Below are 21,156 nucleotides of genomic sequence, written 5' to 3'. Positions count from 1 at the left end.
CGCACACCGCTCCGGCACCATCGTCGGCCTCACCGCCGAAGTCGGCGCCTCCCTCACCTCCGGCGCCACCATCTGCGAGATCAAGGACTGACGTCACCGTCCGGCTCGTATCCCCGGCGCCGCACCACCCCGCCGGTCCCATTCATAGGAGCATCATGCCCATTCACTCCCGCAAGGCCGTTCTCCCCGGCCTCCTGGCCCTCGCGACCGCCGCCGCGCTGCTGGTGCCCATCGCCACCGCCGCGCACGCCGAGCAGAACGCACCCGCCGCCGCGGCCACCACCGCACTGCCCGCCCTGATCCAGGGACCCGGAGAGGCCATCCACCCGGAGGGCTTCACCTGGGACCCGACCCGCAAGGCCTTCCTGATCGGCTCCCTGCGCCACGGCACGATCTCCGTGGTCGGAGCCGACGGCATACCCCACACCCTCGTCAGCGACCCCAGCCTGATCGCCACCGGCGGGATCCGCGTCGACGCGGCCCGCAACCGCCTGCTGGCCACCTACGGCGACGTCTACGCCGGCCCGAACGCACTGCTCAGCGACGGCTCCACCCCCGAGACCCGGGGCCGTTACGGCGGCGTCGCCATCTTCAACCTGACCACCGGCGCACTGGAGAAGCGCGTCGAGCTCAGCCAGTCGCCCGGCCTGCACCTCGCCAACGACCTGGCCCTCGACCCCCAGGGCAACGCCTACGCCACCGACTCGTTCACCGGCACGATCTACAAGGTGACCCCCTCCGGCACCGGCTCCGTCTTCCTGCAGGCCCCGGCCCTGGACGCCGGCTACGCGAACGGCCTGCCCAACGTCGGTGTCAACGGCATCGTGTACCACCCCTCGGGCGCGCTCATCGTGGTCCGGTACGACTCGGGTGCCCTGTTCAGGATCCCCCTGAGCAACCCGGGGAACTTCCGCGAGATCAGCCTCGAGGAGCGCATCCCCGGCGCCGACGGCATCGCGCTCGGACCGGACGGCACCCTCTACGCGGCAACCAACACCATCCGGTCGAACGGCATCGACGGCCTGTTCAAGCTCCGCTCCTCGGACGGCTGGCGCAGCGCCGGGATCGTGAGCAAGACCGTCTCCCCCGAGCCCGCCCCGACGACCGTCACCCTCACCCCCTCGGGCGCGTACGTCCTCAGCAGCAACGTCCACATCCTCTTCGGCAGCGGTGGCGCGCAGACCCGCGACGGCTTCGCCCTGCGCCGCTTCTGATGGCGCTCGACCTGGGCTTCGAGGGACGGAGCCATCTGCCCACCGCCCCCTACGAAGTGGGCCGGGAGAAGATCCGCGAGTTCGCCGAGGCGGTGGGGGACCTCCACCCCGTATACACCGAAGCGGAGGCGGCCAGGGCGCTCGGCCACCCCGACGTGATCGCGCCGCCGACCTTCGCGTTCGTCCTCACCTTCAAGGACGTGCGGCGCATCGTCGACGACCCTGAACTCGGCTTCGACTACAGCCGGGTGGTCCACAGCGCGCAGCGGTTCGAGTACACCCGGCCCGTGCGGGCCGGTGACTCCCTCACGGTCACCTCGACCGTCGAGTCGGTCGGGACCCTGGCCGGGAACGACGTCGTGGAGATCCGCGGCGACGTCCACGACGGGGCCGGCGAGCACGTGGTGACCTCCTGGACCAAGCTCGTCTCGCGCGCGACCGACGAGAAGGAGTAGACCGTGCGTTCCAAGATCCGCTACGCGGACGTCGAGGCGGGCACCGAACTGCCCCGCCGGACCTTCCAGGTGCAGCGCGGCACCCTCGTCCGCTACGCGGGCGCCTCCGGAGACTTCAACCCCATCCACTGGAACACCCGGTTCGCGGCCGAAGTGGGCCTGCCCGACGTCATCGCGCACGGGATGTTCACGATGGCCGAGGCCGCACGCGTCGTCACCGACTGGACCGGCGATCCAGGTGCCCTCGTCTCCTACGCCGTGCGCTTCACCAAACCCGTCGTCGTCCCCGACGACGCCACGGGCGCGCTGATAGAGGTGCGGGCCACGGCCGCGGAGAAGCTCGACGACGAGGCGCGCACCGTACGGGTCGACATCACGGCCACGAGCCGCGGCCACAAGGTCCTCGGTATGGCTCGTGCCGTGGTGCGCCTTGCCTGAGACGGAACACACCACTGAACGGAGCACCATGCAACAGCGTCGGCTCGCCGACCGCCTCGAAGTCTCAGCCCTCGGCCTGGGCTGCATGGGCATGAGCGACCACTACGGCCCGGGGGACGACACCGAGTCGACCGCAACGATCCACCACGCGCTCGACCGCGGCGTCACCCTGCTGGACACGGCCGACATGTACGGCCCGTTCCGGGGCGAACGCCTCGTCGGGCAGGCGGTGTCCAACCGCCGCGACGACGTGGTCCTGGCCACCAAGTTCGGCATCGAACGCCTTCCGGACGGCACCGTGAAGGGAGTCAACGGCCGGCCCGAGTACGTCCGGGCCGCCTGCGACGCCTCGCTCCAGCGTCTTGGAGTCGACCACATCGACCTGTACTACCAGCACCGCGTCGACCCCTCCGTCCCCATCGAGGAGACCTGGGGCGCGATGTCCGAGCTGGTGGCCGCCGGAAAGGTCCGGCACCTGGGGATCTCCGAGGCGGCCCCCTCCACCGTGCGCCGGGCCCACGCCGTACACCCGGTCGCGGCGGGCCAGTACGAGTACTCGCTCTTCACCCGTGACATCGAAACCGAGCTCCTGCCCACCCTGCGCGAGCTGGGCATCGGACTCGTCGCCTACGCCCCCATGGGACGCGGGCTGCTCACCGGCACCGTCACCGGCCCGGACCAGTTCCCCGCCGACGACGTACGCCGCTTCGCCCCTCGCTTCCAGGAGAGCAGCCTCGCCACCAATCTCGCGCTGGTGAACCGGCTGCGCGGCCTGGCGGTACGGCTCGGAGCCACCCCGGCGCAGCTCGCACTCGCCTGGCTGCTCAACAAGGCGCCCGACATCGTCCCCATCCCCGGGACCAAGCGGCGCACTTACCTGCGCGAGAACCTCTCCGCCGCCGATCTGTCCCTCACCGGCGACCACCTCGCACTGATCGAGGAATCGGTCCCGGCCGGGGCCGTCGTCGGCGAGCGCTACGACCCTCCCCGCATGGCCGTCGTCAACCTCTGACGTGCGGTCTCCGACCCTCTTCCGAAAGCAGCACTCATGAACATCACCGTCCTCGGCGCCACGGGCGGCACCGGGCGCATCGTGGTCGAACAGCTCCTTGCCCGGGGGCACTCCGTACGCGCCGCCGTCCGCAAACGGAAGAACGCCGCGGGGCTCGACTGCGACGTCGTGGCCTTCGACCTGACCTCGTCCGATCCGGACCGCTTCGCGGCGGTCTTCGCCGGGACCGACGCCGTCATCAACGCCGCCGCCACGAGCAGCATGATGAAGAGGCAGGCGGACCTGGTCGACCGGGCAGGCGTCATCGCCGCCATCGACGCCGGCGCGGCCCTCGGTGTGAAGCGCTGGATCCAGGTGTCGATGATGGGCAGCGGGGAGAGCGGCCGGGTGCCGGTCTACCTGCGCGCCACCGGCCAGGCCAAGCACGCCGCGGACACCCACCTCGCCGCCTCGGGGATGACGTGGACCGTCGTCCGTCCGCCCTGGCTCACGGACGGCCCGGCCGCGGGACTGGTCACCGTCGGCGAACGGGTCCCGGAGGGCTCCCTCACCCGCGCCGACCTCGCCGCGGTCGCCGTGGAGTGCCTGGACGCCACCGCCACGCACGACCGCATGCTGGAGGTCGCCTCCGGAGAACGCCCCATCCGCGAGGCCCTCGGCTCCCTCAACCGCCCCTGAGCCGTTCAAGGCTGAAACAACGGAGGCCGACCGCGGGACGGCAAGGACCGCGGTCCCCCGCAAACGCCGAGATCCCGCCCGGTCTTTCGACCGGACGGGATCTCGTGACGTTCTCGGGAGCAACCCGTGAACTGTCGTCTGTGGACCTGTGGGGATTTGAACCCCAGACCCCCTCGATGCGAACGAGGTGCGCTACCAGACTGCGCCACAGGCCCTTGCGACGTGTGAAACATTAGCATCCCCGCGCGGGTGCTCCAAAACCGGTATCCGGGAGCGTCCGCGCAGGTCACCGATCACTCGTTCGCGGCCCGCGGCCGGTCGTCGCTCTCGTACTGGTCGAACAGCGGAGTACGGCCGCGCTCGCGGCCGCGCGGGCGCGGGGGGCTCGGGGTCTTCGGCTCCGGCTTCGGGGCCGCGGGCTGGGCGCGCAGGCGCGGCTCCGTCGGCTCGGCCGTGCTGGAGCGGGTCGAGCTCCACGCGTCCGGAGTCGCCGGGCCCGTCGCGCGCGGGGCGACCGGGGCCGTCACGTACGTGGGCAGCGGGACCGGGACCGGCTCCCAGCTGTCACCCCGGGCGGGGCCGCGTTCACGCTCGCGCTGCTGGTCCACCCACTCGGCGTGGTCGGTCTGCTCGACCAGCGCGCGCCGTCCGGCCTCCTGGGGGGAGACCGGTGGCGCAGGGTCCGGTTCGGTGCCCGCGGCGGAGGTGTCCTCGGCGTGGTGGCGGCGCGGCCGGTTCTCCCGCAGCTGCCGCGCGGCCGCCTCGGCGCGCCGCCGGTCCATCGTGAACTCGTAGCGCCGCCGCTCCTGCACGCGCAGGTGCACGATGTACGTGCTCAGCAGCAGGGCGGGCACGGCGGGGGCCCACAGGAACTGCAGCCCGCCCACCGCGGCGACGACCGCACCGAGGGTGAAGACGAGGAAGAGGAGCGCGGTCGTGCGCCGGCGGCGTGCGAGGACCTGGAGGCGCTGTTCGCGCCGGGCCCGCTCCGCGCGCTGCTCCCGCTCGGCGGTGGCCGGTCTCGGCTCCGCCCTGGTCGGGGGCACGACAACGGCCCGGGCGTCGGCGTCCACGGAATTCACCGTTTCCGTCGCGGCGTCCGGGTCCGCGTGGGGCTGGGGCTCCGCCTGCTCGTCACCGCGCTCACGCAGCCCCTTGGCGTAACGGCGCTCCATTCCCGCCCGGCCGGAAAGCAGCCGAATGGCAGTGGAGAAGCGTTCCGTCGGACGGGCTTCGTTCAGCTCGTCCTGCCTCCGGAGCCACATGGGCACCAAGTAGGCGGCCCAGGCCCCGACAATGACTGCGTAGATGAGGCCGCTGCTGCTCACACCTCACACCGTAGAGGGGCGCGGGCGAGGGGATCGGCCAATTGGGCCGGTGTGTCGCGCGATCTCGCTGATATCACGGACTTTTTTTGTGATTCTTCGGATCAGGTTATGGGCGAATCGGTTCCGTGAGGCTCGTAATTCGAACAGATATTCGCTTTATCGCTTCGGTGGGCACCGTCATTTCGACGCCTGCCGTGTCCGGTGCCAGCGGCGCAGCAGCCCCTCCGGCACCTCTTCCGCCGTGACCGCGTACACGAGGTGGTCACGCCAGGCCCCGTCGATGTGGAGGTAGCGCGGCCGCAGCCCCTCCTCGCGGAGGCCCAGCTTCTCCACGACCCGTCGGCTCGGCGTGTTCTCCGGGCGGATGCACACCTCGATCCGGTGCAGCCCGACCTTCCCGAAGCAGTGGTCGATCGCGAGCGCGACCGCCGTCGGCATCACACCGCGGCCCGCCACGTCGCGGTCCACCCAGTAGCCGACGTGGCCCGCGCACATCGAGCCCCAGGTGATCCCGGCGACCGTGAGCTGTCCGACGAGGCGGCCCTGGTACTCGATGACGAAGGGCAGCATCCGGCCCGCGTTCGCCTCCGCCCGAAGGTGACGGACCATCTGGCGGTACGTCGGCCGCTGGATCAGCGGCCCCCACGGCGCGGGCGGCGGAATCGTCGCCTCCCACGGCCGGAGCCAGTCCCGGTTGCGCCGGTTGACCTCGCGCCAAGCCTTCTGGTCGCGCAGTTTTATCGGCCGGAGCGTGACGTCGCCGTCCCTCAGGACCACCGGCCAGGAGGGGCCGTTCAGCTCGTGCTCCCCGGAGCGTCCGCCGGTCTGGGGTGGTCGCCGCCGCGGATCTGGTCCACGGCGTGCGGGAGGAGCCGGGACAGGACGGCGAGCCCGTCGCGCACCCCGCCCGTCGAACCCGGCAGGTTGACGATCAGCGTGCGTCCGGCCACGCCCGCCAGCCCCCGGGACAGGGCCGCAGTGGGCACCTTGGCCAGCCCCTCGGCACGGATGGCCTGCGGAATGCCCGGAACCTCGTAGTCCAGCACCTCCGCGGTGGCCTCCGGGGTCCGGTCGGTCGGCGAGATGCCGGTCCCGCCGGTGGTCAGGATGACGTCGTACCCGGCGGCCACGCCCTCGCGCAGCGCCTGCCCGACGGGATCGCCGTCGGGGACGACCCGGGGGCCGTCCACCGCGAAGCCGAGCTTCTCCAGCGCCTCGGCCAGCAGCGGGCCGCCCTTGTCGGCGTACACGCCCTGCGAGGCCCGGTTCGAGGCCGTGACGACGAGGGCCCGGCCCCCGGACACCGCCGCCGAGGCCTGCGCCGGAGCCGTTCGGGGAGCCACGTGGCTGTGCACCTCGCCGCCGCGCGGGGCGTTCACGAGCGCGTCCAGTCGCCGGACTTGCCGCCGGTCTTCTCCTCCACCCGGACGTCCGTGATGACCGCGCCCTTGTCGACGGCCTTCACCATGTCGATCACGGTGAGCCCGGCGACCGCGACGGCGGTGAGGGCCTCCATCTCGACGCCCGTGCGGTCGGTCGTCTTCACCGTGGCGAGGATCTCGACGGCGTCGTCGGCGACCGACAGGTCCACCTTCACACCGGACACGGCCAGCGGGTGGCACAGCGGGATCAGGTCGGGAGTCTTCTTCGCACCCATGATCCCGGCGATCCGCGCGGTCGCGAGGGCATCGCCCTTGGGGACGCCCTCGCCGCGCAGCAGCTCGATCACCCGGGGGGAGACGAGGACCCGCCCGCTGGCCCGCGCCGTGCGCGTGGTGACGTCCTTGGCGGAGACGTCGACCATCCGGGCCGCACCGGCCTCGTCGATGTGGGTGAGCCTGCTCTCGGTACTCATGCTGTGCCGCTCCGCTCTGGGCCCCGGGAGGGCCTGTGTGGTGCGACACACGCTACCCGCATCCTCCGGGCCTCAGCCGATCAGGACCACTTCCAGCTCGCTCCCGGGCTCCACCGAGGTGACGTCCTCCGGTACGACCATCAGCGAGTCCGCGTGCGCCAGCGCGGCGATCAGGTGCGAGCCCGACCCGCCGACCGGGCTGACCGTGCCGGCCTGGGCGTCGTACGCACCGCGCAGGAACTGGCGGCGGCCGGCCGGGGAGCCGAGCGCCTTGTCGGCCTTGAGCACCGCCCGTACGGTCGGCCGGCCCACCTCGGACTCCGGCAGGCCCATGAGCGCGCGGATCGCGGGGCGCACGAAGAGCTCGAAGGAGACGTACGACGACACCGGGTTGCCGGGCAGCGCCAGCAGGGGGGTGTGGTCCGGGCCGATGGTGCCGAAGCCCTGCGGCTTGCCGGGCTGCATGGCGAGCTTGCGGAAGTCGATCCCGCCGCCGTCGACGTCCTCGTCGCCGCCGGCCACAGAGGTCAGCGCCTCCTTGACCACGTCGTACGCGCCGACGCTGACCCCGCCGGTGGTGACCAGCAGGTCGGCCCGGATCAGCTGGTCCTCGATGGTGGCGCGCAGGGTGTCGGCGTCGTCCGCGACGGCGCCGACCCGGTAGGCGATGGCCCCGGCGTCCCGCGCGGCCGCGGCCAGCGCGAAGCTGTTGGAGTCGTAGATCGTTCCGGCGGTCAGCGCCTCGCCCGGCTGGACCAGCTCGCTGCCGGTGGACAGGACGACCACGCGCGGGCGCGGCCGCACCCGTACGGTGCCGCGCCCGATGGCGGCCAGCAGGGCGATCTGCGGCGGCCCGAGCACAGTGCCGGCCGCCAGGGCCAGATCGCCGGCCTGTACGTCGCTGCCCCGCGAGCGGACGTGCGCCCGCGCCTCGGCGGCGCGGTGCACCCGCACCTCGCCGCCCGCGTGCTCGGGGGCGGCGCTGGCCGGGGTCATCCCGGAGGCCGCGCCCGCGCCCGCGCCGCCGTCGGTCCATTCGACCGGTACGACGGCTTCGGCGCCGGGCGGCAGCGGGGCGCCGGTCATGATGCGGGCGGCCTCGCCGGGGCCCACGGTGGGCAGCTCTCCGCTGCCCGCCGCGACGTCCCCGATGACCGTCAGCACCGCGGGGAACTCCTCGCTCGCGCCCTGGACGTCGGCCGTACGGACGGCGTAGCCGTCCATGGAGCTGTTGTCGAAGGGCGGGAGGGCGACGGGCACGGTGACGTCCTCGACCAGGACACAGCCCTGGGCGTCCAGCAGCTGGAGCTCGATGGGCTCCAGCGGCCGGACGGTGGCGAGGACGTCCGCGAGGTGCTCGTCCACGGACCACAGACGGTGGCCGGTGTCCTGCGGTGCGGAACTGGTCAAGGTGCTACATCTCCTCCGTGACGTAACGGTGAAGCCAGGTGCGGAACTCCGGGCCCAGGTCCTCACGCTCACACGCGAGGCGGACGATGGCCCGCAGGTAGTCGCCGCGGTCACCGGTGTCGTAGCGGCGGCCCCGGAAGACCACGCCGTGCACCGGACCACCGACGGTCTCGTCGGCGGCCAGCTTCTGCAGGGCGTCGGTGAGCTGGATCTCCCCACCGCGGCCCGGCTCGGTCTCCCGCAGTATGTCGAAGATCGCGGGGTTGAGGACGTAGCGTCCGATAACCGCGAAATTGCTGGGGGCGTCCTCGGGCTCGGGCTTCTCGACGAGGCCGGTGATCCGGACCACGTCCTCCTCGTCCGTGGCCTCGACGGCGGCGCAGCCGTAGAGGTGGACGTTGGCCGGGTCCACCTCCATGAGGGCGATGACGGTGCCGCCGGTGCGGGCGTAGATGTCGGCCATCTGGCGCAGCAGCGGGTCGCGCGGGTCGATGAGGTCGTCGCCGAGCAGCACGGCGAAGGGCTCGCGGCCGACGTGCGGCTCGGCGCACAGCACGGCGTGGCCCAGGCCCCGCGGGTCACCCTGGCGGACGTAGTGCATGGTGGCCAGGTCGCTGGATTCCTGGACCTTCTTCAGGCGGTCGTCGTCGCCCTTGGCGATGAGGGCCGACTCCAGCTCGTAGTTCCGGTCGAAGTGGTCTTCCAGCGGACGCTTGTTACGCCCAGTGATCATCAGCACGTCGTCGAGCCCGGCCGCCACGGCCTCCTCGACCACGTACTGGATGGCCGGCTTGTCCACTACGGGAAGCATTTCCTTCGGGGTCGCCTTGGTCGCCGGGAGGAAGCGAGTGCCGAGGCCCGCAGCCGGAATCACGGCCTTCTTGATCACGGGGTGCAACATAGTCATGCCCCGAACGATAGTGGGTCCCGCCGAACGCCAGCCCAGATCACACCAGGTAGGTCCACTTATGTGCCGATTTCGAGACGAGATTTGAATTTGCTGTGACAGAGAACCCGCGCCCCGCCTCAGCCAAGGCCCAACTGCGCCGAGAACTCCTCGCCGCCCGCCGCGCCTTGTCCCCCGAAACCTGCCGCACGGCGGCCACCGCGCTCGCCGTCACGGCGCTGGAACTGCCCGAACTGGCCGACGCCCGCACGGTCGCGGCGTACGTCTCGGTCGGCACGGAGCCCGGCACCCGCGCCCTGCTCGACGCCCTGCGCGCGGCCGGCAAGCGGGTGCTGCTCCCCCTGCTGCTGCCCGACAACGACCTCGACTGGGCGGCGTACGAAGGGCCGGGCAGCCTTGCCGAGGCCGCGCACCCGGGGAAGATGCGGCTGTTGGAGCCGACCGGAGCGGCGCTCGGGCCGGACGCGGTGACCGCGGCCGACGCCGTGCTGCTGCCCGGCCTCGCGGTGGACGGGCGCGGGATGCGTCTGGGCCGCGGCGGGGGCTCGTACGACCGGGTGCTGGAGCGGCTGGATCGCGCCGGGGCGGATCCCGCGCTGGTCGTGCTCCTCTACGACGACGAGGTGGTCGCGCGGGTCCCGGAGGAACCGCACGACCACCCCGTTCAGGCGGTGGCCACCCCGTCGGGGGTGGTCCGTTTCACGGCTTCAGCGTGAGGGTGTCGACCGTTGCCTTGTCGACCGCGTCCTTGCCGAAGGGCCAGTCGAGCAGTTCGCCCTTGGCCCACATCGTCGTCTGGTCCGTGTAGTTGCCGTTGTACGCGTGACCCGAGGCGCCCGTCAGGTTGATCCAGCGGGACTTGTCGAGGTCGTTGAGGCTGACGACCATCCGCATCGACGGCACCCAGGTGACCCCGTAGCCGCTGGAGGCGTTCCAGCCGGTCGCGTTGACGGTGGCCTCGCCGCCGCCCAGGTTCCACGGGCCCCGGTTGAGGAGCCACTGCATGAAGCCGGGGCCCTCGGTGCCGATCGTCTGGTTCTTCAGCGTCAGCTGGTGCAGCCGGCCCCAGCTCCAGGTCGACTGGTCCTTGCCGAGCTTGGCGGTCAGCTCCCAGCGGGCGTCGTGCATGGCCCGGGCGAAGAGCTCGTCGCGGGTGGCGGTCGCCGGCTGGGTGAAACCCTTCTTCGGCGAGGACCACCACGGCGACTTCTCGTCCTTGACCAGCCGGCGGACCACCTCGAACCAGCGGTCGCCGCCGTCCGGCTGCGCCGAGTCGGGGCCTCGGGTGCCGCATTCGCGGACCACCTCGGCCAGCTCGTCGGCCGGGCCCCGGCTGTCGGCGCGCACGTTCATGCAGCTGCCCTCGATCCGCAGCTCCTTGGGCATCTTGTCGCCGAAGGCCAGCTTGAGGATGTTGCGCCAGACCGCGTTGAAGTAGGCGGCGGCCGCCGAGTCGGGCTCCTGGGTGTAGTTCCAGCCCTCGAGGAGCTTCTGCGCGGAGCGCACGTCCGGGTCCGAGACATTGATCTTGGCCAGCATCGGGGTCAGCAGCGCGGCGATCTCGCTGCTGTTGTCCATCTGCATGGCGCGCATGTCGTCGGTCGAGATCTTGCCGCTGTCCTTGATCTTGGCCTCGATGAGGTCGTTGATCCGCTGGCTGCGGGCGCCGTAGCCCCAGTCGGTGGTCAGCAGGTACGGGTACTTGCCGGCGCCGGTGCCGCTCTCCGCGACCGCCTGGTTGGCGGTGACGATGTAGCCGCGGGAGGGGTTGGAGTCGTAGGGCAGCTCGTTCTGCGGTATGTACTCGACGCTGCCGTCCTTGCCGGTCTTCCAGGCGTACTTGGAGTCCCAGCCCGGCGCGGGCATCCGGCCGTCGCCGGCGCCGCGGACCGGGATCCGGCCCGGGGCCTGGTAGCCGATGTTGCCGGTGGCGTTCTTGCCGTCGGCGTAAATCAGGTTCTGGGAGGGCACCTCGAAGTCGGCGGCGGCCTTCCGGAACTCGGTGAAGTCCTTGGCCTTGTCCAGCTTGAAGACCGCGTCCATCGACTTGCCCGGCTCCAGGGCGGTCCAGCGCAGGGCGACGGCGTAGCCGTTGCCGCGGTCGGGCGCGGAGCCGGCGACGGGGGCGCGGGAGCCGACCGTGCCGAGCTCGTCGCTGCGGTCGGAGACGAGCGGACCGTTGTTGGTGATGCGGACGGTCATCGTCTTGCTGGCGCCGCCCGCGACCTTGATCACCTCGTCCCGGGTGGTGAAGGGGACGACCTTGTTGTCGTAGACGTAGCCCTCGAGCTTGACCTGCTCCAGGTAGAGGTCGGTGACGTCGGCGCCGAGGTTGGTCATGCCCCAGGCGATGTCGGCGTTGTGGCCTATGACCACGCCCGGCATGCCGGAGAAGGTGTAGCCGGCCACGTCGTACTGGCACTGGGGCGAGACCGTTCGGCAGTGCAGGCCCATCTGGTACCAGACCGAGGGCAGCTGCGGGGACAGGTGCGGGTCGTTCGCGAGCAGCGGCTTGCCGGTGGTCGTGTAGCGGCCGGAGATCACCCAGGAGTTCGATCCGATGCCACTGCCGTTGGGGCCGAGGATCGCGGGGATCTCGTCCAGGGTCTTGGCGAGGGAGGTCAGCTGGGTGCGCAGGCCCACCGTCGCGCCCTGGGCGGTGGCGTTGTCGGCGAGACCGGTGGCGGTGTCCGTGCCGGTGGAGGCCTGCGAGCCCATGGCGGTGGCGGAGCTGCCGGAGCCACCGCCCGTGGAGCCGGCGCCGCCGGAGCCCTGGGGTGCGTACTTGCCGCCCTCGACCTTGCCGCCCTCGACGATCGGCTTGTTCCGGTCGAAGGGGTACGGCGGGTAGAGCTCGTCGATCTGCGCCTGCGAGAGCTTGGTCGACATCAGCGCACGGTCGATCTCGTCCTGCATGTTGCCGCGCAGGTCCCAGGCCATCGCCTTGAGCCAGGCCACCGAGTCCACCGGCGACCACTGCTCGGGCTGGTAGTCGTCGCTGAGCTTGAGGGCGGCGTGCTCGACGGAGAGGTCCTTGCCGGACTTCCCCTTCAGGTACGCGTTGACCCCGTCGGCGTAGGCCTGGAGGTTCTTCTTCGTCTCGTCCGAGAGCTTCTTGTCGTACTCGGTCTGGGCGACGTGGCGCCAGCCCAGCGTGCGCAGGAAGGCGTCGGTCTCGACCTGGCCGGAGCCGAACATCTCCGAGAGCCGCCCGGAGGTCATGTGACGGCGTACGTCCATCTCCCAGAACCGGTCCTGGGCGTGCACGAAGCCCTGCGCGCGGAAGAGGTCGTCATCGTTGTCGGCGTAGAGCTGGGGAATGCCGTGGGCGTCGCGTTTGACGTCGACGGGCCCGGTGAGCCCCGGCACCTTGAGGGAGCCGGTGGTCTGGGGGAAGGAGGCGCGCACGCTGTCCACGCCCCAGTACGCCCCGTAGCCGAGGCCCGCGAAGAGAGCCAGGACCAGGACGAGCACGATCAGACGGGCGCGTCGTCCCTTCTTCTTGACGGGAGGAGCGGATTCGTTGGCGGGCATCGCTGTCCTTAGAGGGGCAGGGTGGTCCTGGGAGTGCTGGGAGCAACCATAGGCGCAGGACCGTACCCGTTGATCCGCCAGGGTGGAGGGCCCGATCCGGGAGGACGGGGCCCGGCTTCCGAGGACAAGGCCGAACACGCGTTTCACAATGTGCTTATCGCGTAAAAACTCCGTCAAAGATTAGGTAAGGTAACGAAGTACTTGCCGAATATGCCGCCGCCGGGAAGGATCCGCCGGTGCGCTTGGAGGAAAGGGCCGCCCGCTGACTGTCCACACGCTCAATGAGCTTCTGCTGGTCTGCTCGCTCGTGCTGCTCGTCGCCGTCGCGGCGGTACGCATCTCTTCACGCAGCGGCCTGCCCAGCCTGCTCATCTACCTCGGCATAGGCATCGCGATAGGCCAGGACGGCATCGGCAACGTCGTATTCGACAACGCCGAGCTGACCCAGGTCATCGGTTATGCCGCACTCGTCGTGATCCTCGCCGAGGGTGGTCTGGGCACCAAGTGGAAAGAGATCAAACCGGCCCTGCCGGCCGCGATCGTGCTGTCGCTGGTGGGCGTCGCGGTCAGTGTCGGCGTCACGGCCGCGGGGGCGCACTACCTCGTCGGCCTGGAATGGCGCCAGGCCCTGCTGATCGGCGCGGTCGTCTCCTCGACCGACGCGGCGGCCGTCTTCTCCGTCCTGCGCAAGGTTCCGCTCCCCTCCCGGATCACGGGCGTGCTGGAAGCGGAGTCCGGCTTCAACGACGCACCCGTCGTCATCCTCGTCGTGGCCTTCGCGGCCGTCGAGCCGGTGGACGACTGGTACGTCCTCCTCGGCAAGATCGCCCTTGAGCTGGCGATCGGCGTCGCGATCGGCCTGACCGTGGGCTTCCTCGGCTCGTACGGCCTGCGGCACGTGGCCCTGCCCGCCTCCGGCCTCTACCCCATCGCCGTGATGGCGATCGCCGTGACCGCGTACGCGGCCGGCGCGCTGGCCCACGGCTCCGGCTTCCTGGCCGTGTACCTGGCGGCGATGGTGCTCGGGAACGCGAAGCTCCCGCACTGGCCGGCCACCCGCGGGTTCGCCGACGGCCTCGGCTGGATCGCGCAGATCGGCATGTTCGTCCTGCTCGGCCTGCTGGTCACCCCGCACGAACTGGTGCACGACTTCTGGCCCGCCGTGGTCATCGGGCTGGTCCTCACGATGCTGGCGCGGCCGCTGGAGGTCTTCGTCAGCCTGCTGCCGTTCCGGATGCCGTGGCGGGAGCAGGTCTTGATGTCGTGGGCGGGCCTGCGCGGCGCCGTGCCCATCATCCTGGCGACCATCCCGATGGTGTCCGGGATCGAGGGCAGCGACCGCGTCTTCAACATCGTCTTCGTGCTTGTCGTCGTGTACACCCTGGTGCAGGGGCCGACGCTGCCCTGGCTGGCGCGCAAGCTCAGGCTCGGGGAGACGGAGGAGACCGCCTCCGACCTCGGCATCGAGTCGGCGCCGCTGGAGAAGCTGCGCGGGCACCTGCTCTCCTTCGCGATACCGCCGGCCTCGCGCATGCACGGCGTCGAGGTGAGCGAGCTGAGGCTGCCGCCGGGGGCCTCGGTCACGCTGGTGGTCCGGGACGCGAAGAGCTTCGTACCGCTGCCGTCGACCGTGCTGCGGCGCGGGGACGAGCTGCTGGTGGTGGCCACGGATCCGGTGCGGGACGCGGCCGAGGCGCGGCTGCGGGCGGTGGCCCGGGGCGGCAAGCTGGCCGGATGGCTGGGGACGGGCGGGAACGGGTCTCCGCGATCGCGGAGCTGACGTCCGGAGCTCACGTCCGGAGCCGCGCATTCCGACGGAGAGGCGGTTTAGAGCGGCGTTCAATTCGGCCATTTACGGCGGAGTCTGCCCTGCTTTGCCCCTATTTCATGGCGCCTCGCACGCGAAGCTTTCTTTAATCACAGGTGAAGACACAGCTTGTCACCGTAATCACAGGGCGTGGTAGGGCACTCCCCTGTACGATGAAGGCACAACAGATCGAACCAACTCTGCCTGACGCAGAGCTGGCGCGACCGCAAAGCGGCCGTGGCACCCTCCCGCAGTGGGCGCCCAGGTATCACTCGGTTCTGCGCAAGAGGACAGCTCTCGGGGCTCCCACATGTACGGGTGCGGCCGCTCACAAGGCGAAGCACCGTCCGCAGACGGGGAGCTCTACCAGGCAGCGGAAAGGCAAGGCCGTGACATCCGCGGTCACGACCGACACGTCCGCCCGCCCCGGCTACGGGCAGCTCCTGCGCACACCCGGCGCCCTCGGCTTCGTACTCCCCGGCTTCGCCGCCCGGCTCCCCTTCGGCATGCTGACCATCAGCATCCTGCTGCTCATCCAGCACACCACCGGCTCCTACGGCAGCGCCGGCATCGTCGCGGCCGTCACCGGCATCTCGATGGCGCTGTCCGCCCCGCTGATGGGCATCTTCACCGACCGCTTGGGTCAGAGCGCCGTGCTGATCCCGGTCGTCCTCACGCACGCCGCCGCCGTCAGCGGCCTGGCGGCGCTCGCCCTGCTGGGCGCGCCGGTCTGGGCGCTGGCCCTGGCCGCCGTACCCGCCGGTGCCTCGGTACCGCAGGTCGGGCCGATGGTCCGGGCGCGCTGGGCCGCCAAGCTGGAGGGCTCCCCCCTGCTGCCGACGGCCGCCGCCTTCGAGTCCGTCACCGACGAGTTCACCTTCGTCGTCGGCCCGGTCCTGGCGACCGCGCTGTGCACCGGCGTCCACCCCGCCGCGGGCCTGGTCACCGAGGCCACGCTGACGCTGCTCGGCGGTCTGCTGTTCGCGGCCCGGCGGGCCACGCAGCCCAAGCCGCACGCGCCGTCGGCCACCGGTGAGAAGCGCGCCTTCGCGCTGTCCTTCCCGGGCCTGCGCGTCCTGATCTTCGCCTTCCTCGGGATCGGCGCCGTCTTCGGCGGCATGCAGGTCTCGCTGGCCGCCTTCTCCAACGAGATCGGCAACCCCGGCGCCAACGGCCTGCTCTACGGCGTCTTCGCGGCCGGCAACATGGTCGCCGGCATCGCCATGGGTGCCATCGCCTGGAAGATCGGCCCGCGCCGCCGGCTGATCCTCGGCTACATCGGCCTCACCGCGGCCGCGTCCGTGCTGTGGGCCGCCCACTCGATGATCCTGCTGGGCGCGCTCGGCCTGGTCGTCGGCCTGTTCATCGCCCCCGCCCTGATCACCGGCTACACGATGGTCGAGCAGCTGGTGCCGGCCAACGCCCGGACCGAGGCGTTCACCTGGCTGACCGGTTCCATCGCCTTCGGGCAGGCCCTCGCGGTCACCCTGGCCGGCCGCCTGACGGACGCGCACGGGTCCTCGTACGGCTTCCTGGTGCCCATGGGTGCCACCGCGCTCGCACTGGTCACGCTGCTGGCGCTGCGCGCGAAGCTGGCGCCGAAGGCTCCCCAGGCTCCGAGCCGGATCGTGAACGCGTCCGGGCCGGCCGCTGCCACTGGCGGCGCGACTACCACTGCCCCGGCCGCCGCCACTGCCACTGCCCCGGCCGCCGCGACGAGCACCACGCAGGGCACGGCGCCGAGCGCCGCGCCGCGTACCGCGCGGACCGCCCCGCCGGCCGCCCGTCACCGGGTGAACGAGCGTGGGATCGGTCACCGCGTGCCGGTGACGGTGGACTGATCCGCCGGAATACGTCACCATGGAGCGTCGTTAGCACTCATCGAGTCAGAGTGCCAGGAGGAAATTCGTGCCGACCTACCAGTACCAGTGCACCGAGTGCGGTGAGGGCCTTGAGGCCGTGCAGAAGTTCACCGATGACGCACTGACCGTGTGCCCGAGCTGCGACGGACGCCTGAAGAAGGTGTTCTCCGCGGTCGGCATCGTCTTCAAGGGTTCCGGTTTCTACCGGAACGACAGCCGCGGCGCCTCGTCGAGCAGCACGCCTGCTTCGAAGCCGGCCTCGGCGTCCACGACGACGGCTGCCGCCGCCCCCGCTGCCGCGTCCTCCTCGACGTCGTCGAGCACGGGCAGCAGCTCCACCTCGGCCGCCTGACCGCTCCTACCTGAGGCCCCGCCCGCCCCGACCGGGCAGCGGGGCCTTCGGCATGCCCGGTTAGGGTGGCCGCATGGTGAACGCAGAGATCGGTGTCATCGGCGGCTCGGGCTTCTACTCCTTCCTGGAGGACGTCTCCGAGCTCCAGGTGGAGACCCCGTACGGGCCCCCGAGCGACTCCCTGTACGTGGGTGAGCTGGCCGGCCGCCAGGTGGCGTTCCTGCCCCGGCACGGGCGCAGCCACACCGTCCCGCCACACAAGATCAACTACCGGGCGAACCTGTGGGCCCTGCGTTCGCTCGGCGTCCGCCAGGTACTGGGCCCCTGCGCGGTCGGCGGCCTGCGGGCCGAGTACGGTCCGGGCACGCTGCTCGTGCCCGACCAGCTGGTCGACCGTACGAAGTCCCGGGTGCAGACCTTCTTCGACGGGGAGCCGCTGCCCGACGGCAGCGTCCCGAACGTCGTGCACACCACCTTCGCGGACCCGTACTGCCCGGTGGGGCGCGAGGTGGCGCTGGAGGCGGCCCGGGGCCGGAACTGGGAGCCGGTGGACGGCGGCACCATGGTCGTCGTCGAGGGGCCGCGATTCTCCACGCGCGCCGAGTCGCGGTGGCACGCGGCGGCGGGCTGGTCGGTGGTCGGCATGACGGGGCACCCGGAGGCGATCCTCGCGCGTGAGCTGGGGCTCTGCTACACCTCGATGGCGCTGGTCACGGACCTGGACGCGGGCGCCGAGACAGGCGAGGGCGTGTCGCACACGGAGGTCCTGAAGGTCTTCGGCGAGAACGTCGGGCGCCTGCGCGAGGTGCTCTTCGACGCGGTGGCGGCCCTGCCGTCGACGGAGTCGCGCGACTGCCTGTGCACGCACGCCCACGACGGATGGGACCTGGGCATCGAGCTTCCGTAGCTGCGGTGGCCGCGGTGGCCGCCGTGGCTGAGGTGGCTGCTGCCGTGGCTGAGGTGGCGTCTGCCGCGGCTGCGGTGGCTATCGCGGCTGCCGTGCTCACCGCCCTCGGGGCGGACCCCGCGTGAGCTGATACCGCGGGGCTCACCCCGGCGAGTGACGGGATTGTCCACAAGCTGGGGATCGTCCACAGGCCGGAGCGGGATCCGGCGGGAGGCCGGATCGTGAGATGTGTCCGGGCGCCGGGTCCGGGCACAGCTCACTCCGTCTGGTGGTGGCCCTCATGTCCCGTACGCCTACGCCCACTTCCACGCCTACTTCCACGCCCGTTCCTGCGTCCCCCTCGCCGTCCTCTTCGACGTCCTCTCCCGTCCTCCCTTCCGCCTGCCCGTCCCCCTGTCCCCCCGCGCGCCCGGTCCCGCCGTTTCCCCCGCTGCGGGTGGGGCGGGGCGGGGACCGGCTGCGCAGGGCCCTGCGGCGTCGGCGGCGGGCCGTCTCGGCCGGGCTGGCAGTCGCGGCCGCGGCGCTGGCCGTGGGCGGCACGGAGGCACAGGCTTCCCGGGGCGCCGCGCCCCCGGCGGTGAAACCGCCGCCCGCGGCGGTGCGGATGGTGTCGGCCCCGGTGCGCATCGCTGACGCGGCGACGGTGCGGTTGCTGCGGCCCGGGGACCACGTCGACGTGGTCGCGGCGGAGCGCGCCGGACCGCCCAGGGTGGTGGCCGCGGGGGCCCGGGTTGCCGAAGTACCCGATCCCGACCAGCGTGGTGGGGACGGTGGGGCGCTCGTGGTCCTGTCCGTGCCCCGGGATACCGCACGCGCTCTCGTAGGGGCGGGCACCACGGCCCGGCTGGCGGTGACATTGTGTTGAGTCCCACACGCGGGCAGTCAAGTCACCTCGAGTTGAGGCCCGATGGGACACGCCGTGCCCGGACTGCCGTAACTTTCGGAACCGTTGGCTCCGTGTTCGGCACTTGCGAAGAAGGGCTCAGTGGTGAGCGAAAAGAAGAAGGACAGCGTCCTGGCGGGCTTCAAAGCCTTCCTGATGCGCGGCAACGTGGTCGACCTGGCGGTCGCCGTGGTCATCGGCGCGGCGTTCACGAACATCGTGAACTCCATCGTCAAGGGCATCATCAGCCCGCTGGTGGGCGCCATCGGGACGAAGAGCCTCGACGTCTACAAGTCGTGCCTGAAGGACCCGTGCGGGGTCGACGCGAGCGGCCAGCCCACGGGCGTCGAGATCCTCTGGGGCTCGGTGCTCAACGCGGCGCTCACCTTCCTGATCACCGCCGCCGTCGTGTACTTCCTGATGGTGCTGCCCATGGCGAAGTACCTCGCCAAGATGGAGGCCCGCCGCAAGGCGCGGGAAGGCGTCCAGGAGACCATGGAGATCACCGAGCTGGAGGTCCTCAAGGACATCCGGGACCTGCTCATCACGCAGCGTGGCGCCAGCAGCGGGAGTACCCCCGGGGCACCGGCGTCGCGCGACGCGTTCTAGCTGCGGCGCATACGGCCGCCGCGACGGCTCAGATGTGGTGCGGGGGCTTCTCGTCGAGGAAGCGGGCCAGGTCGGCCGTGCTTCCGCCGGCGGGCGGCCGCTCGCCCCAGCCGCGGTCGGTGTCGTCCGACGACTGCTGGTCCAGCGGGTCGTCGAAGACCAGCCTGGGCTTCGGCCGGGGCTTCTCGGCCTCGGGCACGGGCTGCGGGTCGGAGGCGGGGGCGGTGCTCATGCGTCCAGGGTACGGCCGCCCACACGCGCGTTCCCGCCCCCGGCCCCGCTCAGCTGGGGGCCTCGGCCCCGGGGCGGGCGCAGAACCACCCGGTACGGCGATCCACAGGTTGCGGGTCGCGACCTTCTTCCCGGTGGTGCGCCAGAAGGACGGATCCTCGGGCGTCCACCCGGTGATCGTGCGGCCGGGGCGGTACTGAGCCGGGTCGGCGGCGAGTACCCTCTGCGCCTCCTGCGTGGCGGAACTCATGGCGTGGACCTGAACATTGAGAAGGGTCCTGACCTACCCCAGACTCCGCCTGCGGGGGCCCCGGCAGGGGCGAACGTCGCGTGCGCGACAGGACGAGGTCCTGTCACCCCCATGACGTCCCTCAGCGCGTCCGCCACGCCCGGGCGCGCGTCCTCTGGTCTGCTGGCCGGTATGGCCTACACCCCCATGACCGCCCGCAGTCGCGACGAGGACCACCGCGCGGCCACCCCGCTGGAGCTCTTCTTCGACCTCTGCTTCGTCGTCGCTATCGCGCAGGCCGGTGCCCGGCTGGTGCACGCGCTGGCGGAGGGCCATCCCGGCACCGGGGTGATCGGTTTCTTCTTCGTCTTCTTCGGTGTGTGGTGGGCGTGGATGAACTTCACCTGGTTCGCCTCCGCCTACGACGTCGACGACGTGCCGTACCGGATCGCGACCCTCGTGCAGATCGCCGGCGTGCTCGTCTACGCGGCCGGCGTGGGCCGGGCCTTCGACGACAACGACTGGACCGTCGCCGTCATCGGCTACGTCATCATGCGCGTCGCCCTGACGGCGCAGTGGCTGCGGGCCGCCGCAGGGGAGCGGGGCGAGGCGCGGGCCGCTGCGCTGAAGTACGCGGTCGGGCTGGTGATCTGCCAGGCCGGCTGGGTGGCGCTGCTGTTCGCCCCGGACGACACCAAGCGCTGGCTGTTCCTGGTGGTGGCCGCCGCCGAGCTGCTCGTCCCGGTGATCGCCGAGCGCGGCCACCAGACGCCCTGGCACGCCCACCACATCGTGGAGCGGTACGGCCTGTTCACCATCATCGTGCTGGGCGAGACGATCGCCGCGAGCACGGTGGCGGTGAAATCGGCGATCGACGAGCACGAAGCGCTGGGACAGCTCCTGCCCATCGCCGCCGGCGGACTGCTGATCGTCTTCGCCGCGTGGTGGATCTACTTCGCGGTGCCGATGCACGAGTACCTGAGCTCCAACCGCGAGGCCATCCCGTGGGGTTACGGCCACCTGCTGATCTTCGCCTCGGGCGCGGCGATCGGCGCCGGCATCGAGGTCGCGGTCGAGCACACGGTCGGCATGGCACACATCTCGCAGCTGGCCGCCAACGCCGCCGTCACCGTCCCGGCCGCGCTCTTCCTGTTCATGGTCTGGCTGCTGCACTCCCGCCACTTCAAGCGGGGCATCGCCCAGCAGCTGACCCTCCCGCTCGCAGCCCTCGCGCTCCTCGCCTGCACCTGGGCGGGCTCGTACGCGGTCCTGTACGCGGGCCTGGTCGCCACGGCCACGGTAGCGATCGGCCTGACCCTCGCCACAAGATCCAGCGGCCCCGGCCCCGACACGCCCTCCAGCCTCGTCGGCATGTGAGGCGCGGGATCGGGGGCGGAGCCCCGGCAACGGCACCGCGCCGAACCGTCACTCCTGCGCCCCCGAAC

Annotated in this window: 21 protein-coding genes and 1 tRNA gene; 13 read left to right on the top strand and 9 right to left on the bottom strand. The window is 71.4% G+C overall.

Annotated features, from left to right (window positions below):
- Window positions 1–155: 155 nt before the first annotated feature.
- From AB0D48_RS22470 to AB0D48_RS22450, 5 genes are read left to right on the top strand one after another with little or no spacing between them, the layout of a single operon-like run.
- On the top strand, window positions 156–1,214 hold the full coding sequence (locus AB0D48_RS22470) for a hypothetical protein (RefSeq protein ID WP_362399574.1): 1,059 nt from the start codon (window positions 156–158) through the stop codon (window positions 1,212–1,214).
- Complete coding sequence (locus tag AB0D48_RS22465; RefSeq protein WP_362399571.1) at window positions 1,214–1,669, top strand: MaoC family dehydratase N-terminal domain-containing protein; 456 nt, start codon at window positions 1,214–1,216, stop codon at window positions 1,667–1,669. The genes AB0D48_RS22470 and AB0D48_RS22465 overlap by 1 nt, the downstream gene beginning before the upstream one ends.
- A gap of 3 nt (window positions 1,670–1,672) precedes the next feature.
- Entirely contained in the window at window positions 1,673–2,107 is a 435-nt protein-coding gene (locus AB0D48_RS22460) for a MaoC family dehydratase (protein WP_362399568.1), read from the top strand.
- A 28-nt stretch (window positions 2,108–2,135) separates the two neighbouring features.
- Window positions 2,136–3,119, top strand: a complete 984-nt coding sequence (locus AB0D48_RS22455; RefSeq protein WP_362399565.1) for an aldo/keto reductase — start codon at window positions 2,136–2,138, stop codon at window positions 3,117–3,119.
- A gap of 36 nt (window positions 3,120–3,155) precedes the next feature.
- Window positions 3,156–3,797: an SDR family oxidoreductase gene (locus AB0D48_RS22450; RefSeq protein ID WP_362399562.1), complete on the top strand. Its 642-nt coding sequence runs from the start codon at window positions 3,156–3,158 to the stop codon at window positions 3,795–3,797.
- 141 nt (window positions 3,798–3,938) lie between these two features.
- Here AB0D48_RS22450 and AB0D48_RS22445 read toward each other — a convergent pair.
- From AB0D48_RS22445 to galU, 7 genes are all read right to left on the bottom strand, one after another.
- Window positions 3,939–4,012: transfer RNA gene (locus tag AB0D48_RS22445), tRNA-Ala, on the bottom strand.
- Between the two features lie 78 nt (window positions 4,013–4,090).
- Window positions 4,091–5,125 carry a hypothetical protein gene (locus AB0D48_RS22440; RefSeq protein ID WP_362399559.1) on the bottom strand — a complete coding sequence of 345 codons (1,035 nt, stop codon included), beginning with the start codon at window positions 5,123–5,125 and terminating at the stop codon, window positions 4,091–4,093.
- A gap of 177 nt (window positions 5,126–5,302) precedes the next feature.
- Window positions 5,303–5,902 (bottom strand): GNAT family protein, encoded by a 600-nt coding sequence (locus tag AB0D48_RS22435; protein WP_362399556.1) that lies wholly within the window; start codon window positions 5,900–5,902, stop codon window positions 5,303–5,305.
- 17 nt (window positions 5,903–5,919) lie between these two features.
- Window positions 5,920–6,468 carry a MogA/MoaB family molybdenum cofactor biosynthesis protein gene (locus tag AB0D48_RS22430; RefSeq protein ID WP_362399609.1) on the bottom strand — a complete coding sequence of 183 codons (549 nt, stop codon included), beginning with the start codon at window positions 6,466–6,468 and terminating at the stop codon, window positions 5,920–5,922.
- Between the two features lie 32 nt (window positions 6,469–6,500).
- Window positions 6,501–6,980, bottom strand: coding sequence for a cyclic pyranopterin monophosphate synthase MoaC (gene moaC, locus AB0D48_RS22425; RefSeq protein WP_045321795.1), 480 nt, complete (start codon window positions 6,978–6,980; stop codon window positions 6,501–6,503).
- Window positions 6,981–7,052: 72 nt separating this feature from the next.
- Window positions 7,053–8,390 (bottom strand): gephyrin-like molybdotransferase Glp, encoded by a 1,338-nt coding sequence (gene glp / locus AB0D48_RS22420; RefSeq protein WP_362399552.1) that lies wholly within the window; start codon window positions 8,388–8,390, stop codon window positions 7,053–7,055.
- Window positions 8,391–8,394: 4 nt separating this feature from the next.
- Entirely contained in the window at window positions 8,395–9,297 is a 903-nt protein-coding gene (galU, locus tag AB0D48_RS22415) for a UTP--glucose-1-phosphate uridylyltransferase GalU (protein WP_362399549.1), read from the bottom strand.
- Between the two features lie 95 nt (window positions 9,298–9,392).
- On the opposite strand from galU, the gene AB0D48_RS22410 reads away from it, so the two are divergent.
- Complete coding sequence (locus AB0D48_RS22410) at window positions 9,393–10,013, top strand: 5-formyltetrahydrofolate cyclo-ligase (RefSeq protein ID WP_362399546.1); 621 nt, start codon at window positions 9,393–9,395, stop codon at window positions 10,011–10,013.
- On the opposite strand, the gene AB0D48_RS22405 is transcribed toward AB0D48_RS22410, so the two are convergent.
- On the bottom strand, window positions 9,997–12,831 hold the full coding sequence (locus tag AB0D48_RS22405) for a penicillin acylase family protein (RefSeq protein ID WP_362399544.1): 2,835 nt from the start codon (window positions 12,829–12,831) through the stop codon (window positions 9,997–9,999). The genes AB0D48_RS22410 and AB0D48_RS22405 overlap by 17 nt on opposite strands.
- A gap of 208 nt (window positions 12,832–13,039) precedes the next feature.
- Here AB0D48_RS22405 and AB0D48_RS22400 point away from each other — a divergent pair, with 208 nt between their 5' ends.
- The 6 genes from AB0D48_RS22400 (at window position 13,040) to mscL (ending at window position 19,251) form a co-directional block, all read left to right on the top strand.
- On the top strand, window positions 13,040–14,611 hold the full coding sequence (locus AB0D48_RS22400; protein ID WP_362399606.1) for a potassium/proton antiporter: 1,572 nt from the start codon (window positions 13,040–13,042) through the stop codon (window positions 14,609–14,611).
- Window positions 14,612–15,027: 416 nt separating this feature from the next.
- Window positions 15,028–16,479: an MFS transporter gene (locus AB0D48_RS22395; RefSeq protein ID WP_362399541.1), complete on the top strand. Its 1,452-nt coding sequence runs from the start codon at window positions 15,028–15,030 to the stop codon at window positions 16,477–16,479.
- Window positions 16,480–16,546: 67 nt separating this feature from the next.
- A complete protein-coding gene (locus tag AB0D48_RS22390) occupies window positions 16,547–16,852 on the top strand; it encodes an FmdB family zinc ribbon protein (RefSeq protein WP_362399538.1) in 306 nt (101 codons plus the stop codon).
- A 73-nt stretch (window positions 16,853–16,925) separates the two neighbouring features.
- Window positions 16,926–17,759 carry an S-methyl-5'-thioadenosine phosphorylase gene (locus AB0D48_RS22385; protein ID WP_362399535.1) on the top strand — a complete coding sequence of 278 codons (834 nt, stop codon included), beginning with the start codon at window positions 16,926–16,928 and terminating at the stop codon, window positions 17,757–17,759.
- 280 nt (window positions 17,760–18,039) lie between these two features.
- The gene (locus AB0D48_RS22380; RefSeq protein ID WP_362399532.1) at window positions 18,040–18,624 is read left to right on the top strand and encodes a hypothetical protein; all 585 of its coding nucleotides are present in this window, start codon (window positions 18,040–18,042) and stop codon (window positions 18,622–18,624) included.
- Between the two features lie 123 nt (window positions 18,625–18,747).
- Window positions 18,748–19,251 carry a large conductance mechanosensitive channel protein MscL gene (mscL, locus tag AB0D48_RS22375; RefSeq protein ID WP_362399529.1) on the top strand — a complete coding sequence of 168 codons (504 nt, stop codon included), beginning with the start codon at window positions 18,748–18,750 and terminating at the stop codon, window positions 19,249–19,251.
- A gap of 28 nt (window positions 19,252–19,279) precedes the next feature.
- Here mscL and AB0D48_RS22370 read toward each other — a convergent pair whose 3' ends face one another.
- Window positions 19,280–19,483 (bottom strand): hypothetical protein, encoded by a 204-nt coding sequence (locus tag AB0D48_RS22370; RefSeq protein ID WP_362399526.1) that lies wholly within the window; start codon window positions 19,481–19,483, stop codon window positions 19,280–19,282.
- Between the two features lie 420 nt (window positions 19,484–19,903).
- On the opposite strand from AB0D48_RS22370, the gene AB0D48_RS22365 reads away from it, so the two are divergent.
- Complete coding sequence (locus AB0D48_RS22365) at window positions 19,904–21,088, top strand: low temperature requirement protein A (protein WP_362399603.1); 1,185 nt, start codon at window positions 19,904–19,906, stop codon at window positions 21,086–21,088.
- Window positions 21,089–21,156: the final 68 nt, after the last annotated feature.

This window comes from Streptomyces sp. NPDC048269 (assembly GCF_040652395.1).
GTDB lineage: Bacteria > Actinomycetota > Actinomycetes > Streptomycetales > Streptomycetaceae > Streptomyces.
This window is presented reverse-complemented; position numbering and strand designations above follow the sequence as displayed.